Origin of the sequence: Hymenobacter arizonensis, from assembly GCF_900115775.1 — a bacterium.
Taxonomy (GTDB): domain Bacteria; phylum Bacteroidota; class Bacteroidia; order Cytophagales; family Hymenobacteraceae; genus Hymenobacter; species Hymenobacter arizonensis.
In genome coordinates, this window is record NZ_FOXS01000004.1 from 335,624 (window position 1) to 351,907 (window position 16,284).

General features: G+C 60.0%; 15 protein-coding genes. 8 read left to right on the forward strand and 7 right to left on the reverse strand.

The genetic code is table 11. The features are described from left to right. The first annotated feature begins 79 nt into the window (after positions 1–79). Entirely contained in the window at positions 80–934 is an 855-nt protein-coding gene (gene rfbD / locus BMZ66_RS15840; protein ID WP_092675713.1) for a dTDP-4-dehydrorhamnose reductase, read from the forward strand. 330 nt (positions 935–1,264) lie between these two features. Here rfbD and BMZ66_RS15845 read toward each other — a convergent pair whose 3' ends face one another. Next, the gene (locus tag BMZ66_RS15845) at positions 1,265–2,491 is read right to left on the reverse strand and encodes an MFS transporter (protein WP_214607010.1); all 1,227 of its coding nucleotides are present in this window, start codon (positions 2,489–2,491) and stop codon (positions 1,265–1,267) included. Positions 2,492–2,606: 115 nt separating this feature from the next. On the opposite strand from BMZ66_RS15845, the gene BMZ66_RS15850 reads away from it, so the two are divergent. Together BMZ66_RS15850 and BMZ66_RS15855 are read left to right on the forward strand one after the other, a co-directional pair. Further along, positions 2,607–3,152, forward strand: a complete 546-nt coding sequence (locus BMZ66_RS15850) for a GreA/GreB family elongation factor (RefSeq protein WP_092675717.1) — start codon at positions 2,607–2,609, stop codon at positions 3,150–3,152. Between the two features lie 27 nt (positions 3,153–3,179). Beyond that, the gene (locus tag BMZ66_RS15855) at positions 3,180–4,121 is read left to right on the forward strand and encodes a bestrophin family protein (RefSeq protein ID WP_234795120.1); all 942 of its coding nucleotides are present in this window, start codon (positions 3,180–3,182) and stop codon (positions 4,119–4,121) included. 155 nt (positions 4,122–4,276) lie between these two features. Here the strand turns inward: BMZ66_RS15855 and BMZ66_RS15860 are convergent, their stop codons facing one another. After that, entirely contained in the window at positions 4,277–5,206 is a 930-nt protein-coding gene (locus tag BMZ66_RS15860) for an AraC family transcriptional regulator (protein WP_092675724.1), read from the reverse strand. Positions 5,207–5,492: 286 nt separating this feature from the next. Between BMZ66_RS15860 and BMZ66_RS15865 the strand changes: the two genes are divergently transcribed. The 3 genes from BMZ66_RS15865 (at position 5,493) to BMZ66_RS15875 (ending at position 8,098) form a co-directional block, all read left to right on the forward strand. Continuing rightward, positions 5,493–7,022, forward strand: a complete 1,530-nt coding sequence (locus BMZ66_RS15865) for an aldehyde dehydrogenase family protein (protein WP_092675727.1) — start codon at positions 5,493–5,495, stop codon at positions 7,020–7,022. A 272-nt stretch (positions 7,023–7,294) separates the two neighbouring features. Next, positions 7,295–7,687, forward strand: a complete 393-nt coding sequence (locus tag BMZ66_RS15870) for a hypothetical protein (RefSeq protein WP_143080245.1) — start codon at positions 7,295–7,297, stop codon at positions 7,685–7,687. 9 nt (positions 7,688–7,696) lie between these two features. Continuing rightward, positions 7,697–8,098 (forward strand): DUF779 domain-containing protein, encoded by a 402-nt coding sequence (locus BMZ66_RS15875; protein WP_092675733.1) that lies wholly within the window; start codon positions 7,697–7,699, stop codon positions 8,096–8,098. Between the two features lie 196 nt (positions 8,099–8,294). Here the strand turns inward: BMZ66_RS15875 and BMZ66_RS15880 are convergent, their stop codons facing one another. The 5 genes from BMZ66_RS15880 to BMZ66_RS15900 form a co-directional block, all read right to left on the reverse strand. Then, on the reverse strand, positions 8,295–10,343 hold the full coding sequence (locus BMZ66_RS15880) for a S9 family peptidase (protein ID WP_092675737.1): 2,049 nt from the start codon (positions 10,341–10,343) through the stop codon (positions 8,295–8,297). 121 nt (positions 10,344–10,464) lie between these two features. Further along, positions 10,465–10,932 (reverse strand): MaoC family dehydratase, encoded by a 468-nt coding sequence (locus BMZ66_RS15885; protein ID WP_092675741.1) that lies wholly within the window; start codon positions 10,930–10,932, stop codon positions 10,465–10,467. Positions 10,933–11,067: 135 nt separating this feature from the next. Further along, positions 11,068–11,832, reverse strand: coding sequence for a DUF4197 domain-containing protein (locus tag BMZ66_RS15890; protein WP_092675744.1), 765 nt, complete (start codon positions 11,830–11,832; stop codon positions 11,068–11,070). Between the two features lie 89 nt (positions 11,833–11,921). Beyond that, positions 11,922–12,665, reverse strand: a complete 744-nt coding sequence (locus tag BMZ66_RS15895; RefSeq protein WP_092675747.1) for an SDR family NAD(P)-dependent oxidoreductase — start codon at positions 12,663–12,665, stop codon at positions 11,922–11,924. 18 nt (positions 12,666–12,683) lie between these two features. After that, the gene (locus BMZ66_RS15900; protein ID WP_092675750.1) at positions 12,684–13,997 is read right to left on the reverse strand and encodes a family 1 glycosylhydrolase; all 1,314 of its coding nucleotides are present in this window, start codon (positions 13,995–13,997) and stop codon (positions 12,684–12,686) included. A gap of 194 nt (positions 13,998–14,191) precedes the next feature. On the opposite strand from BMZ66_RS15900, the gene BMZ66_RS15905 reads away from it, so the two are divergent. Both BMZ66_RS15905 and dgoD read left to right on the forward strand, forming a co-directional pair. Next, positions 14,192–14,815 (forward strand): bifunctional 4-hydroxy-2-oxoglutarate aldolase/2-dehydro-3-deoxy-phosphogluconate aldolase, encoded by a 624-nt coding sequence (locus tag BMZ66_RS15905; RefSeq protein ID WP_092675753.1) that lies wholly within the window; start codon positions 14,192–14,194, stop codon positions 14,813–14,815. 130 nt (positions 14,816–14,945) lie between these two features. Continuing rightward, positions 14,946–16,094 carry a galactonate dehydratase gene (gene dgoD, locus BMZ66_RS15910; RefSeq protein ID WP_092675756.1) on the forward strand — a complete coding sequence of 383 codons (1,149 nt, stop codon included), beginning with the start codon at positions 14,946–14,948 and terminating at the stop codon, positions 16,092–16,094. Positions 16,095–16,284: the final 190 nt, after the last annotated feature.

Below are 16,284 nucleotides of genomic sequence, written 5' to 3' on the forward strand. Positions count from 1 at the left end.
AGCTTAGCGAAAAGCTAGGTTCCTCGTATTTGCACCGCACAACACCGCCGCACAGCAGCATATCAAGAAGTCGACACACATGAGCAGCATACTGGTTTTTGGGGCCTCGGGCCAATTAGGACAGTGCCTGGCGCACGTAGCGCAAGAACGAAACACGCCCAACTTTGTATTTCTGCCCGAGGAGCAAGCCAACATTCTCAACCCCGAAGGCCTGGCGGCGCTTTTTGCCCAGTACCAGCCCAGCTACTGCATCAACTGCGCCGCCTACACCGCCGTGGACAAGGCCGAAGACGAGCTCGACCTGGCCCGGAAAGTGAACCGCGACGGCGTAGAAAACCTGGCTCGGCTCTGCGGCGAATACGGCACCATCCTCATTCAGATTTCTACGGATTTTGTGTTTGCCGGCACCGGCAACCAGCCCCTGGTGGAAACCGACGAAGCCGAGCCCATCAGCGTGTACGGCCTCACCAAGCTGGAAGGCGAGCAGGTGATTCCTGCTCACACGAGCAAATTTTTCGTTCTCCGCACCAGCTGGCTGTATTCTGAATACGCCAACAACTTCGTGAAAACCATGCTGAAGCTGGGCCGCGAGCGTGAGGAACTGCGCATCATCTGGGACCAGGTTGGCACGCCTACTTACGCCATCGACTTGGCCGGCTGCATCCTCACCATCATCGAAACGCAGAGCCAGGAGTTCGGCACCTACCACTACAGCAACGAGGGCGTGACGTCGTGGTACGACTTCGCTACGGCCATTTTCGAGTTGAGTGGGACTCCGGTGCGCACCGTGCCCATCCGGACAGATGAGTACCCGACTAAGGCCACCCGGCCCGCCTTTTCGGTCATGGATAAGACCAAGGCCAAGACGCAACTGGGGGTGGCTATTCCGCACTGGCGGGATAGCCTGCAGGTGTGCCTGGGGCGGCTGGGGTAGTAGTTTGCAGAGAAAGCTAACGGGGAAACTCCCCACTGGCCCTACCGGGTACGACCCCTCTCCAAAAGAGAGGGGAGTCTGACGCCTGTCATTGCAATGAGGCACGACGAAGCAATCCGTCCTGTAAGAACCAGACCCTAAGTGAAACGACAAGCCCCGGTTCTGCGCAGAGCCGGGGCTTTGTCACATTATAAACCTGGTCGCTGAGACCAGGACGGATTGCTTCGTCGTGCCTCCTCGCAATGACAAAAGCGCTGCCGTGCCTCGCCTCTCCGCGGGTAAGAGTGGGGGTAAGGTTCCCCATGCTGAGGCTCATAACCCCCTTAAAACCTACCGCCGGCTAGCCATCAACGCCACCACAGTAAGCGCCCCGCCCAACGCGCAAGCTCCTGGCCAGCCGCCATGCACCCAGGCCAGTCCGCCCAGCACCGAGCCCAGCGAGCCGCCAATGAAGTACGCCGTCATGTAAACGGTGTTGAGGCGGCTGCGGGCCTCGGGCACGAGCGAGAATACCGTTGATTGGTTGGCGATGTGCGTGGCCTGCACGCCCACATCGAGTAGAATAACGCCGATGACTAATCCGATTACGAAGACCCCGCCGAAGCCTAGAATAAGGTATGCGACCAGCGACATTACGATGCCCATTGTGATGGTGTAGCCCGGGCCTCTGGTGTCGGCCATTTTCCCGGCTAGCGGGGCGGCCAGAGCCCCGAAAGCGCCAATCAGCCCAAAGAAGCCGACTACGTCGCTGCCGTAGTTGAAGGGTGGGCCTTCGAGGTAGAAGGTGAGGGTGGTCCAGAACACGCTGAAGGCGGCGAATAGGCTGGCGCCTATTAGCGCGGCCCGCCGCAGGGGGGCTTGCTCGCGAGTGAGCGTGAGCAGGGACTTCATGAGGGAGGCGTAGGAGCCGGTGAAGGTGGGCTGGTCGGTGGGTAGTTTCCAGGCCAGCAGCACGCCGAGCAGCAGCATGAGCCCGGCCCCGATTTCAAACATGGCGCGCCAGCCCAGGTGCAGCCCCACGTAGCCGCTGAGCGTGCGCGAAAGCAGAATGCCAATGAGCAAACCGCTCATGACGCGGCCCACAATGCGGCCGCGGCTTTCCTCGGGCGCCAGGTGCGCGGCCATGGGCACCAGCAATTGCGGCACCGCCGAAAAGATGCCCAGCACCACGCTGGCCCCCGCCAGCACCCCAAAGCTGGGGGCCACGGCCGCCAGGCCCATGCAGGCGGCAGCGCCAAGCAGCATAATCAGTATCATGCGCTTGCGCTCAAGCTTGTCGCCGAGCGGCACCACGAACAGCATGCCCAGGGTGTAGCCTATCTGGGTGGCGGTGGCCACGAGGCTGGCGCTGCTATCGGAGAGGCGAAACGTGCGGCCAATGGCGCCCAGCAGGGGTTGGTTGTAGTAGATATTGGCCACCACAAGGCCGCAGGTAACGGCCATGAGCCACACCAGAGCATTGTCGAGCTTGTGCGGGGTGGGGGAGGCGGTAGGAAGGGTAGGCGGGGAAGCGGTTGGAATAGATAACAGGGTATTCTCAACGAGGGATTCTTTCATAAAAACAAACAGGCAATGCTAAGGGCTGCGCGAACGCAGTCTCGCCTAACAGCAAAAAGCGGGCTATGGTTACATTCGGGGCAAAACCTGTGGCATGCGGCTGCGTTCAAGCGCTATGAGCCGAGGTTTTACCAAAGAGGACGACGCCCAGACGCCGCCTATCATTCCGCCACGAGCAGCGCTGCCGCCCGGCACGCCCAACTACGTCACGCCGACGGGCCTAGAGCAGCTCCGGGCCGAGCTCATCACCCTGGAAGCCGAGCGCGCCCAGGCCGAGGCCAACCGCGACAACGACACCGACCGCACCCATCGCCTCTCGCTTTATAACGGCCGCATTGCCCTGCTCACCGAGCGCATTGCCAGCGCCAAAGTGGTAGACCCGCGCACCCAGCCGCCCAAGGAAGTGCGCTTCGGGGCCACAGTCACGCTGCGCACTGTGAGTGGCGGTAACCAAGGGCTGGCGCCAGCCAAGGTGGGGCAGGAGCGCATTTTCACCATTGTGGGTGTGGATGAGGCCTACATTGCCGAAGGCAAGGTTGCGTTTATTGCGCCCATTGCCCGGGCGGTGCTGGGCACCAAGCTTGGCAAAACCGCAAAGCTCAGGCTCGGCCCCACCGAAGAGACGGTGGAAGTAGCCGCCATTGCTTACACGGGAATGTAATTTTGGCCTTAGCACCTCTTCTTAAAGGTGCCAACTCTGCTCATGATTGTTTACAAATCGACTGACTGGTGGGAGGCGCTGCGCCACCTGCGTTCCTCGGGCGTCATTCGCCTGCTGCTACGGCGGGTGCTGTTTGTGGGCCTCTACGCCACCGCAATCACGGCCACCGAAGTGCTTTACGCGCACATCGACCTGTCCGTAGACAAGGAGTTTTTTACTTTTCTGGGCATCATGCTCAGCCTGCTGCTGGTGTTCCGCACCAACACGGCCTACGACCGATTTTACGAGGGGCGCCGCCTCTGGGGCCACCTCGTGAACAATTGCCGCAACCTGGCCAGCCTGCTCCACGCCCGCCTGCCCGCTCACGACCACGCCAACCGCGCCTACCTGGCCGGCCTGCTCTCCAACTTTCCCATTGCCCTGGACGGCCACCTGCGCACCGGCGTGCAATTCGACAAGCTGGCGGAGGTAGAAGAAGGCTTCTTGGAGCAGCTGCAGCGCTTCGACCATGTGCCCGGGCGCATTGCCACGCAGCTACAGGAGTTTTATGAACGCCTGCTAGCCCAGGGCCTGATTCTGCCCACGCACCTGCTCACCATTCAGCGCCACCACGAAGCCCTGCTCGACGTAGCCGGGGCCTGCGAGCGCATTAAGGCCACGCCCATTCCGTTTTCCTACAGCTACTTCATCAAGGGGTTCATCACGGTGTTCATCGTCATCATGCCCTTCAACCTGCTCGATACTTACCAGTACCTGACCATTCCGGTCACCATGTTCGGGGCTTACGCCTTGCTGGGCGTCGAGATGATTGGCGACGAGATAGAAGACCCTTTCGGCAAGGACAGCAACGACTTGCCCCTGACCCAGATATCTAACCGCATCCGGGCCAACGTGCACGAAATCCTGGGCGTGGACCTGCACGAGGACATTCGCGCCCTGGCCGATGCGCCTTACACGGTGGTGTTCTAGCGTCGCGCCCTTAGGGACCTCACCCCCTGACCCCCTCTCCAAAAAAGAGGGGGCACCGGCTTTGCGCTAACAGTGCTTTTAGTAAAGAAGGAACATAACAGGTGCCCCCTCTTTTTTGGAGAGGGGGTCAGGGGGTGAGGTGCCCCCAGGACATTCTACGCCACCATCTGCTTCTTATATGCCCCTGGCGTCACGCCCTCGTACTTCTTAAACAGCGACTGGAAATACGAAAGGTTGTTGAAGCCCGCCCGCAGGCACACCTCGGCCACGCTGGCCAGCGGGTGGCGCAGCAGCCGCTTGGCCTCGCTCAGCCGCTCGCGGATTATGAACTCGACCGGCGTGATGCCAAACTCGCGCTTGAACACCCGGAAGAACGTGGCCTTGCTCATACAGGCCAACGCGCTGAGCTTATCGATGGACAGGTTCTCGGAAAGGTGCTGCTTGATGTAGTCGACCACGGCCGCGAAGCGGTGAGTGGTGAGGTAGCGGGCGTAGTCGTGGAAAATGAGCTGGCGAGCCTGCGTCTGCATTAGGCGAACCAACAATTCCTGCATGGTAAAGCTGGCCAGCACGTCCTTGTTGGCATCGGTGGTGCGAGACACGGCTACTAGGCGGCCCAGCGTGTCGGTGAGCTCGGGGGTATTGGTGAGGTGGGCGTAGTCGGGCGCGCTGATGGCCCAGGGCTGGGTGGCCTCGGCGCGGGGGTAGCGCTCGTTAAGCAGGTCCACGGTGTGGCGGATGGTGTCGGGCGCGATGGCCACGGCCAGGCACTGCGTGGGCTGGCAGAGGCAGGCCTCGGGAAAGTCGATTTCCATCAGCTCGTCTTTGTCTACTACCACCGACTCGCCGGGTAGGTAGTCGAAGGCGGCGCGGCCGGGCAGGTGCATCACTTTTTTGCCGCGCAGCATAGTGGTCAGGGCCAGTCCGTCGAGGCGTAGGGGCACGCGGTGCGCGGCCTGGTGCGTCTCAAATACATTCAGTTCAAAGCCATCGAGGGCGTACACGGTGCGGTTTTCAACGAGGCTGTGCAGGCGCTCAACGGCGAGCGGAGCAACGGCAGCGGGTAGGTGAACGCGTGTAGGCATGGGTGGGATGTTAAGGTAAACAGGATAGGAGCTGAGGTAGGAAGCAAGGAAGAACGTCATACCGAGCGCAGCCGAGGCATCTCGCTCGCATCGTTGCAATTCGATTGATTGCTGCTGCACGCGAGATGCCTCGGCTGCGCTCGGCATGACGTGCACACTGGGGATAACCGCTCACAAGTTGCGATTATTCCCGCATACTTTAAGACAATACCACAACCCACCGAAAGGTTATCCGAAGACCTTTACCTTCTGACTAACCCACTCAACCTTTACTTTTTACAACGTCATGGCTGAAACCCTCGAAGCAACCTCCACCGTGGTGGAGCGCCCCAAGTTCAAGTCTCATTACGATAACTTTATCGGCGGCAAATGGGTGGCCCCGGTCAAGGGCCAGTACTTTGAAAACCCCTCGCCCATCGACGGCAAGGCCTTCTGTAAGGTGGCCCGCTCCACTAAGGAAGACATTGAGCTGGCGCTCGACGCCGCCCACGAAGCCTTCAAAACCTGGGGCAAGGCTTCGGCCACCACACGCAGCAACGTGCTGCTGAAGATTGCCGACATCATGGAGACCAACCTGGCCCACCTGGCCGCGGTGGAAACCGTGGAAAACGGCAAGGCCATCCGCGAAACCATGGCGGCCGACCTGCCGCTGGCCATCGACCATTTTCGCTATTTCGCGGGTGTGATTCGGGCCGAAGAAGGCTCGGCCACCGAGCTAAACGAGACGACACTCTCGCTTGTGATTCAGGAGCCGCTGGGCGTGGTGGGCCAAATTATTCCCTGGAATTTCCCGCTGCTGATGGCCACCTGGAAAATAGCGCCGGCCCTGGCCGCCGGCTGCTGCGTGGTGGTGAAACCCGCCGAGCAAACCCCCGCCAGCATCATGGTGCTGATGGAAATGATTCAGGACGTGCTGCCCCCCGGCGTGATTAACGTGGTGAACGGCTTCGGCCTGGAAGCCGGCAAGCCCTTGGCCAGCAACAAGCGCGTGCAGAAAGTAGCCTTCACCGGCGAAACCACCACCGGCCGCCTCATCCTGCAATACGCCGCCGAAAACATCATTCCCGTGACCATGGAGCTGGGCGGCAAATCGCCGAACATCTTCACCAAATCGGTGATGGATGCCGACGACGACTTCCTCGACAAGTGCCTGGAAGGCGCCGCCATGTTTGCCCTGAACCAGGGCGAAATCTGCACCTGCCCCTCGCGCCTGCTCATCCACGAAGACATTTACGACGCCTTCATGCCCCGCCTCATCGAGCGCGTGAAAGCCATCAAGCTCGGCCACCCGCTCGACCCCGACACCATGATGGGCGCCCAGGCCAGCAACGACCAGTACGAGAAAATCCTGAGTTACCTAGAAATCGGCAAGGCCGAAGGCGCCGAAGTGCTGACCGGCGGCGAGGCCCACAGCCACGACCACCCCGAGCTGGGCGACGGCTACTACATCCAGCCCACCATCTTCCGCGGGCACAACAAAATGCGGATTTTCCAGGAGGAAATCTTCGGCCCGGTGCTGTCCGTGGCCACGTTCAAAGACAACGACGAGGCCATTGAAATGGCCAACGATACCCTCTACGGCCTCGGCGCCGGCCTCTGGAGCCGCGATGCCCACGAGCTGTATACCATGCCCCGCGCCATTCAGGCCGGCCGCGTGTGGGTGAACTGCTACCACGACTACCCCGCCGGTGCGCCCTTCGGCGGCTACAAGGCCTCCGGTTTTGGCCGCGAAAATCACAAGATGATGCTCGCCCACTACCGTCAGACCAAAAACATGCTCATCAGCTACAGCAAGCAGAAACTGGGCTTCTTCTAGGCCAAACGAATAGGCCGAAATGAAAGGCACATCGCGCTAACGGAAACCCATTACCACGCCCGCTGTCATGCTGAGCGGAGCGAAGCATCTTGTCTGGTTCGAACAATTCGTTCAGCCTTAAGATGATGCTTTGCAAAGCTCAGCATGACAACCGGCGTGGTAATGGGCTTTGTTAATTGCAGTATGATATTTCGGTTCTGTACATCGGTCGTCAAGCATCTTTTACGCAGCAGGTTGCGTCTATAGAAGGCTGTTGTACCAATTCTATGAAGATGAAAACTCTGCTGTTGCCATTCGCGCTAATAAGTAGCATTTCTCTTGCTCATGCCCAGCTTTTGCCGGTACCGGGCGGCAAGAACCCGGATTGGGTGCTCTTTAAAACGGAGGCCCAACCCTATGATGGAATGGCCCTGGTGCCCGCACCCCCTACTGACGCCATGCCCAATGCTGCCCAGAAAGGTCTTAGGAGCATCGGTGACCACCACTATTATTGGGATGCCGAGCGCCAGCTAGCGTACGATTGGATTAGCCGCGGCGATAGCAAAGCACCTTTTATGCTGGTGAACGTGCGCGAACAGCGTAAGAATTTCGTGCACGTCTTTCGCCGAGCTGACGTAAACGGCAGGCCAAATTATTTGCCTGGTCAGCGTAATCCCACCAAATAAAACCAGAATATGCCCACGCCCCGCGTCCTCGTTACCCAAGCCGCTGAAGCTACCATCGACCTGCTGCGCGACGAAAACGGCCCGCTCATGTTCCACCAGAGCGGTGGCTGCTGCGACGGTTCTTCGCCTATGTGCTTCGCCAAGGGAGAGTTTCGCATCGGCGGCAACGACGTGTGGCTGGGCCAAATTCATGGCTGCGACTTTTTCATGAGCACCAGCCAGTTTGAGTACTGGCAGCACACGCAGCTTACGGTGGACGTGACCAAGGGCCGCGGCGCCAGCTTCTCGCTGGAGATTCCGCTCGGTGTGCGGTTTCTGATTCGCTCGCGGCTGTTCACTGAAGAAGAATCCAAGGATATGGCGCCCGTGCTGCAAGGCGAAGAATACCTGGAGCAGCAAGCCGCTTCTTAGGGTGCTGTAGAGACGCATAATTGCGTCTCGGCGTCCGCGCCGCTAGGAGGACGCATGGTTGTCGTTCGGGCATCGTTCAACACCGAGAAGCATCGTTCAACGTGGAGACGCAATTATGCGTCTCTACCTCTTTCTGGTAGCAACAAAAAAGCCCTGCTTCATTAGCAGGGCTTTTTTCTTTGAAAGAAGGTTGGAATTACTTCACGGCCGTTTCCTTCACCAGCGTTACCGTTTTGGGGTCTACTGTTATCTCCTGCAGGCGTTTGGCTACGGCGGGAGGCATGCTTTCCTGGAAGCGGCCACCCAGGTGACCGGCCAGGAATTTCTCTGATGCCGCAAACATGGCCATATTGTTAACGGGGCGGGCAAAGCCGTGGCCTTCGTCGGGAGCCAGGAGGTATTGCACGGGGTAGTTGCGGTCGCGCAGGGCCACCACAATTTGGTCGGCTTCGGCCTTGTTCACGCGCGGGTCGTTGGCGCCCTGCACCACCATGAGCGGGGTTTTAATTTTATTGGCTGAACCCAGCGGCGACATGCGGGCCAGCTCGGCGCGGCCGGCTTCGGTGCCGGGGTCGGCCATGCGGGCATACATCTGCTTGCGGCCGGCCTCCCAGTAGGGCGGAATGGCGTTCAGCAAGGTCATCAGGTTAGAGGGGGCCACGATGGCCACGCCGGCCGAGTACAAATCGGGGGTAAAAGCTACGCCCGCCAGCGTGGCATAGCCGCCGTAGGAGCCACCCATAATGCCCACCTTCTTGGGGTCGGCGATGCCTTCCTTAATCAGGTATTTCACGCCCCAAGTCAAGTCGTCCTGCATTTTGCGGCCCCATTCGCCGTTGCCGGCGTTGAGGAATTTCTTGCCGTAGCCGGTGCTGGCCCGGAAGTTGGGCGAGAGCACCGCATAGCCGCGGTTGGCCAGAAACTGGTGCTGGGAGTTAAACCCATAGGTGCTCCGGGCCCAGGGGCCGCCGTGCGGCATGATGATGACGGGCAGGTTTTTGGCGGGCACGCCTTTGGGCAGGGTCAAGTAGGCCGGAATCTCCAGCCCGTCCGACGACTTGTAGCGTACCACTTTCATCTCGGCCAGGTCGGCGGGTTTCAGCTGGGGACGCAACTCGTATTGCTTGGTCAGCTGCTTGGTTTGGCGGTCGAACAGGTACACCACGCCAGGCTGGGTGGCTGAGTTGGCCGAGAGCAGCCACAGCCGCTCATCGGTGGTGTTGGACACAGGGTACACGTCGAGGCCGGTGAGCTTGGCGCTGGCCGTTTTGAAATCTTTTTCAAACTCCTTGTCTTTCCATTCGCGGCGCATGCGGTCGTCTTCAAAGCTTACGTAGACGGGTTCGCGGGTTTTTTCCGACATGGCTAGGCCGCCTACATCCACGCGCTTGAGGGGGTCGGCCTGGAAAGGCTCTTGTTTGCCAGTGGCAGGGTCGAGGAGGACGATTTCCGACAAGTTGCGGCTGTCTCCCTGGTTGGTTAGCATGTACACCCGCTTGTTGTCCTTGGCGAAGGAAAAGATGTTGCTCTGCTCGTCAATCGAGGTTTTGTAGAACGGCGTCATCTTGTCGCCCTCCACGCGCAGCCATTCGGTGCTGCCGTCCTGGTTTGAGCGCGAGGCCAGCCGCAGCTGGTCGTTCCAGTCGAACTCCCACGCGCCGAGGCGGTCGGTGTTCTGGCGCACCAGGGCTTTCTCGCCGGTGGTCAGGTTCAGCTTGTAGAGGTCGTGCCAAGCCTTGTCGCGGTCGTTGAGGCCGATAAACAGCGTGTTAGGGTCGGTGAGGGGCACGTGGTGAATCTGCACCCGAACGCCCTTGAGGCCGGTGAGGTCGCGGGCGGTGGGCACGGGCTGGCCGGCGGCTGGGGCTTCGGCCGGGTTCACGGCGTAGATGTTAAAGTTTTCATCGCCGCCCTTGTCCTGGCTGTAGAGCAGGTACTTGCCGTCGCGGCTCCAGAAGTAGCCGCGCACCGGGCGAGCCTGGTCGTTGGTCATGGGCCGGGCTTTGTCGAAGGGCTCGTTCAGGCCCTTTACCCAAATGTTGCGGGTGCCGTTGTAAGGCTTGATAAACGAAAGGAACTTGCCGTCGGGCGAGAGCTGGGCACCCGAAATCTCGGGGTCGCCAAACAGCAGCTCGCGGTCGATGAGCGGCGGCAATTGGCCCGCCTTGGCGGCCGCTTGCGCGAAGCCGGTTTGAGGGGTTGCCAGGGTCAGTAACAGCCCCAGGCACAGCAACAAATGTTTCATAATAAAGCAGAAAAAAAGTTGAATGATGGGACTAATGTAAACAAAAAAATGACCGGACAACCTGAGCGGTCCGGTCATTTTCAAGCAGTTTTAGTTTAAGCTCGAGCGTTATATAGTTACATTAATCCTGGAAATGGTACAGGAACGTGACCACGCCCGTGTAGGCTGGTTTTTTGGAGCCTTCAATTTCCAACGTCACCCCTACGCGGGCCTTAGCAATGCCGCGCAAATTAATGACTGACAGCAGGCTAGCGCGCAGCTGCACCTGGCTGTTCACGGTCACGGCTTGGTTGAAGCGGAGGCTTTCGATTTCGTAGTTCACCTGCATTTTCAGGTTTTCAATTGCCACGATTTGCTGCCAGAGGTAGGGCAGAAGCGACACCGTGAGGTAGCCGTGCGCAATGGTGGCCTTGAAGGGCGACTCGGCCTGCGCCCGTTCCGCGTCCACGTGTATCCACTGGAAATCGAGGGTGGCAGCGGCAAACTGGTTGATTTGTTCCTGGGTGACGGTGTGGAGCTCGGAAACACCTAGCTCCTGGCCCACGCAGCCTTCTAGCTCAGCGAGGCTGCGGATGGTTAGTTTTGACATAGAATGATAGTGGCGTACGGTTGCGGTAAAGGGCCGCAAACATACGCCACTGTTGTGTAGCGCGAACTTTGTAATTCGCGTCCCCGCGCCGATTGGTCGTTCCGGGACGCGAACTACAAAGTTCGCGCTACTGCCCTAGCTGTTGCGTCCAAACACGCGGCGCAGCAGCTCGGTGGTGCGTGCCACGGGGTTTTCGCGAATGTTGACTTCCTCCTGAGCAATAAGCGTGAACAGGCCGTCCACGGCTTTGCCGGTGGCGTACTGGTTGAGGTCGGTTTGCACGGGCGTCATCAGCGGAATCTGATTGTACTGCGCGGCCAAGGCGGAGTAGTACCGCGTGGCGCCCACTTTGTCCAGGCTTTGCTGCATGATGGGGGCAAAAGCCGTGGTGAGCTGGCTGCTGGTGGTGCGCTTCAGGTACTGCGTAGCGGCGTCTTTCTGGCCCGTCAGGATGTTCCACACATCCGAAAACGTGAGGCTTTTGATGGCGCTCATGAAAATGGGCTTGGCGCTGCGGGCAGCATCTTCGGCCCCACGGTTCAGCGACAGCTCAAACTTATCGACCTGGCTGCCCATGCCGATGCTACGCAGGGTATTGGCCACCCGCTGGGCATCGGGCGGGAAGGGGATGCGGATGAGGCGGTTGAGATAGAAGCCATCGGTTTGCGAAGCCTGGTCGGCGCCCTTGCCAATGCCCTGCATCAGGGCTTCTTTGAGGCCGTTGGCGGCTTCCGTGTTGGAGAGGCCACCGATGCTGCCGCTCCGCGAGGTGCTGCCGCTTGGCGCCTGGCCAATGGTGGGCAGCTTAATGCCTTTGAGGTCCGGAAAGCGAAACTGCGCGGAGGCACTGAAGGAAAGGCTGGACAAGAGCAGCAGGGCGGCGAGGGTGCGTTTTTTCATGGCTGGGCGCGGGAAGTGTGCTGAAAGCGGGTTGCGCCTGGCCCAATGCAAGGGGCGTGCCGGATGTGCTTGGCCGGCGTTTCGCCCCGCTACAGCTTATTCAGTCGGCCGCCGTCTACGCGCACTTCTGCGCCTTGCACAAAGGCAGCATCGTCCGACGCCAGGTAGGCAATTACGGCCGCTACGTTTTCGGGGCGGCCCACGTCGGCTTTGTCCAGGACTTCGATGCCGCTTTTGATGTTAGGGTTTTCCCAGAGCATGGGCGTGTCGATGGCGCCGGGCAGAATGACGTTGGTGCGAATGCCTTTGGCTTTGCCCTCCAGGGAGGAGGAGCGGGTGAGCGAGAGCATGGCCGCCTTGGCCGCCGCGTAGGGCGCCACCAGCGGGCTGGTTTCCACGGCGTGGATGCTGGCCACGTTCACGATGCTGCCGCCCGGCTTCATGTGTAGAAAGGCTTGCTTGGTGAAGTAAAAGGCCCCGAGCAAGTCCACGTTCAGGATGCGCAGCCAGTCGTCGCCGGTCAGTTCTTCCAAGGCCTTGAATTGCATGAGGCCCGCGTTGTTCACCACCACGTCGAGGCGGCCGAAGCGCTCGAGCGTACCGGCCACGGTGTCGGTTACCTGCGTTTCCACGGCCACGTTGCAGAGGCTGGGCCACACGTCGGGGGCGCCGGCGGCCGTTACCTGGACAACAGCGGCGTCGAGGTTGGCCTGGCTATAATCGGCCAGTACAATGCGGGCGCCTTCGCTGGCCAGGCGCTGGGCCGTGGCCAAGCCAATGCCGCTGGCACCGCCGGTGATGATGACAACTTTATCCTTGAATCGGGCTTGCATGCGGCAGGGAAGGAAAGGTTATTGGGTGGCGGCGTCGTTGGCCTGGGAAGTAGATTTGTCAGCGCTGGCTTTTTTAATGTCCTGTTCCTGCTCTTTGGCCCAAAGGCGGTTGCTTTCCTCGGGCATCACAATCGGCACCTGCAGGCACACGCTGTGCGTGGGCAGCACTTGGTCCCAGTCGGCGATGAGCTGCTTGTAGGCCTGACCCACGGGCCGAATGTTGCGGTCGAGGTCATAGAGGCCCAGCGGGTTCACGTTGCCGTTGTTTTCGCGCAGGGCCGAATCCCAGTCCACCTGGTCGGTGAGGGAGTACCAGGTGAAGCCGATAACAGGCACGCCGTCGTTGCGCACGCGCAGCACGTTGGCCCACTCTTTCCAGAGCCAGTTCACGGCTTCGTCGCCGCAGGGGCCCTGCCAGAGGTTGGTTTCGGTGTGCATCACGGGCAAGCGGTAGCGCTCGTGGTACTGCCGGGTAATGACGTGGTAGCCAAATATTTCGCCCGCCGCGCGGGTGCTGCCGTCGGGCGATACACGGTGCTCGTTGGTTTTGTAGTAGTCATTGCCCATAATGCAATGCTGCTTGAGGTTGTTGCCCAGAAAGAAGTGGTATTCGTCGCGGGTCATGCCGTTGTCGAGCAGGTACTCGTACATCTGCGAATTCACGCGCCGGCCATAATTCAAATCGAGTGAAAGAAAGCGGCGGGCATTCATGACCTCGGCCGGCCCGATGGCCGCCGGATTTTCAGCGTGGAAATATTCCGACGACTCGCTCTGAATGAAGATGGCGTTGGCGCGCACCTTCAAAATGGCTTTCATGGCCAGCACGTTGGCTTTCACGATGTGCTTGAGGGCCGTCACGAAGCCGCGGTGGGTGGTGAGCTGCTCGTTCCACCAGCCGTAATAGCCCGAAAACTGCGCGCAGATGAACATTTCGTTCACCGGGGTATAGAGCTGTACCCACGGAAACCGCTGGGCAAAGGCGTAGGCGTACTGGGCGAATAAGTCCGGAAAATCGGGGTTTTGGAAGTTGCCTATCCAGTCGGGCACGCCGAAGTGGCACAGGTCGACGATGGGGGCAATGTTGCGCCGCAGCAGGTCCTGAAACGTGAGGTCGGCAAACGACCAGTCGTATTTGCCCGGCCCCAGCCACGTGGTGTGAATGGGCGGGCCGTAGCGCAGAAAGGAAATGCCCAGCTCCTGCACTAGGTCGAAATCCTTCTGCCAATGCTGGTAGTGCCCACACTTTTCCAGTTCGTCTACCCGCACGGTGCCGTTTTGGATGGTGGGGTTGCTGTTTTCGATGCCGGTAGCAAAAAGGAACTGAGGGCCCATAGAGAATTGGTGTGTAGAAGCAAGCTGTACGGGCTTCCGGGGGTGAAGGGGCCGCCTGTGTCTACCGTACTGGTTTAATCTGCGCGGCGTTGTGAAGCGCCTGGTGTTGCCAGCCCGAGCAGGCGCCTAACCCGCCCCCGAGGTTCTGCGTTGTTAGAGAGTCTGCCTGCTTCCGTACTCTTTCCCTACCAGCCATGACCCCGCTGTCCCACATTCTCGAAAGCAAAGTGGTTGCCATCATCCGCGGGGCCAACCCTGCCGACCTGCTGCGCATTGCCCGCGCCCTGCAGCTGGGCGGCGTCCGGACCATGGAAATCACCCTGAACTCGCCCGGGGCGTTGGAGTCAATCAAGCAATTATCAGAAGCCCTGGGCGACGAGATGCTGATTGGTGCCGGCACCGTGCTCGACGCCGAAACCGCCCGCGCCGCCCTGCTGGCGGGCGCCAAGTTCATCATCTCGCCCACGCTCGACAAGAAAACCATCCGGATGACCAAGCGCTACGGCGCCGTGAGCATTCCGGGCGCGTTTACTGCCACCGAAATCCTGGCAGCTTATGAGCACGGCGGCGACATCATCAAAGTGTTTCCGGCTTCGGTGGGCGCCACCTATTTCAAGGACATTGCCGGGCCGCTGCCATTTATCCCGCTTATGCCCACGGGCGGGGTGTCGCTGACAAATATCAAAGATTTTCATAAGGCCGGGGCGGTGGCCTTTGGTCTGGGCAGCGCGCTGGTCGACACCAGTCAGCCCGTGACGGAAGAGTACCTTAAACAGCTCACCGAAAAGGCTCAGCAGTTTGTGCAAGCCGTGCAGTAGTCCGCCTTTGTCCTGCTGACGAAGGAAGCATCTTATCACGCTCCCACGATTCGTTCAGCGGCGATAAGATGCTTCGCAAGCTCACCATGACAAACGACAAGGTGCTTAAACTATCATCTCACCATAGCTCATGAAAATCACTCGCTTCACCTTGTACCAAGTGCCACCGCGCTGGCTGTTTCTTAAAATAGAAACCGACGCCGGCCTCGTGGGCTGGGGCGAGCCCGTGATTGAGGGCAAAGCGGCCACCGTGGCGGCAGCCGTAACTGAGCTCATGGAAAACCTCATCGGCAAGAACCCGCTCAACATCGAAGACCACTGGCAGGTGATGTACCGCGGCGGATTCTACCGCGGCGGTCCGATTCTGATGTCGGCCATCGCGGGCATCGACCAGGCGCTATGGGACATCAAAGGCAAGTACCACAACGCGCCCATTCACCAGCTGCTGGGCGGCCGGGTGCGGGAAACCATGCGCGTGTATTCCTGGATTGGCGGCGACCGGCCCGCCGATGTGGGCCTGGCCGCCGCGAGCATGGTAGCCAAAGGCTTCACCGCCGTGAAGATGAATGCCACCGACGAAATGAGCTACATAGACTCCTACGTGAAGGTTGACCTCGCGCTGGCTCGCATCGCAGCCGTGCGCGAAGCCGGTGGGCCCGGCCTGGGCATCGGCATCGATTTCCACGGCCGGGTGCACAAGCCCATGGCCAAGGTGCTGGCCAAGGAGCTGGAAGCTTTCCGGCCCATGTTCATTGAGGAGCCCGTGCTGCCGCAGAACAACGAGGCCCTGCGCGACATCGCCAACCACTGCTCCATTCCCATTGCCACCGGCGAGCGCATGTTTTCGCGCTGGGACTTCAAGCAAATCCTGATGGATGGCTACGTCGACATCATTCAGCCCGACCTCTCGCACGCCGGCGGCATCACCGAGTGCAAGAAAATCATCTCCATGGCCGAGGCCTTCGATGTGGCCGCCGCCCCGCACTGCCCGCTGGGACCAATAGCGCTGGCCGCCTGCCTGCAGGTAGATGCTACCTGCCACAATGCTTTTATTCAGGAGCAAAGCCTCGGCATTCACTACAACCTAGAGAACGACCTGCTCGATTACCTGACCGATAAAACGGTGTTCGATTACGAAAAAGGCTATTGTAAAATCCCGGAAGGGCCCGGCCTGGGCATCGAGATAAACGAGGAATACCTGCTCAGCCGGGCCGCGATTGGCCACAACTGGCACAATCCCATCTGGCGCAATGCTGACGGAAGCGTGGCGGAGTGGTGACAGGCGAAACTCCCCTCCTTTTTTAAGGAGGGGATGTTTGCGCGCCAGCGCAAACGGGGGTGGTGCCACCGGAGGGAATTCGTTGAACGACACCCGAACGAAACCAGAAGCGAGTCGTTCAACGAGTTCCCTCCGGTGGCACCACCCCCGTCCGAGCCTGCGGCTCGAACATCCCCTCCTCGTCTGAGGA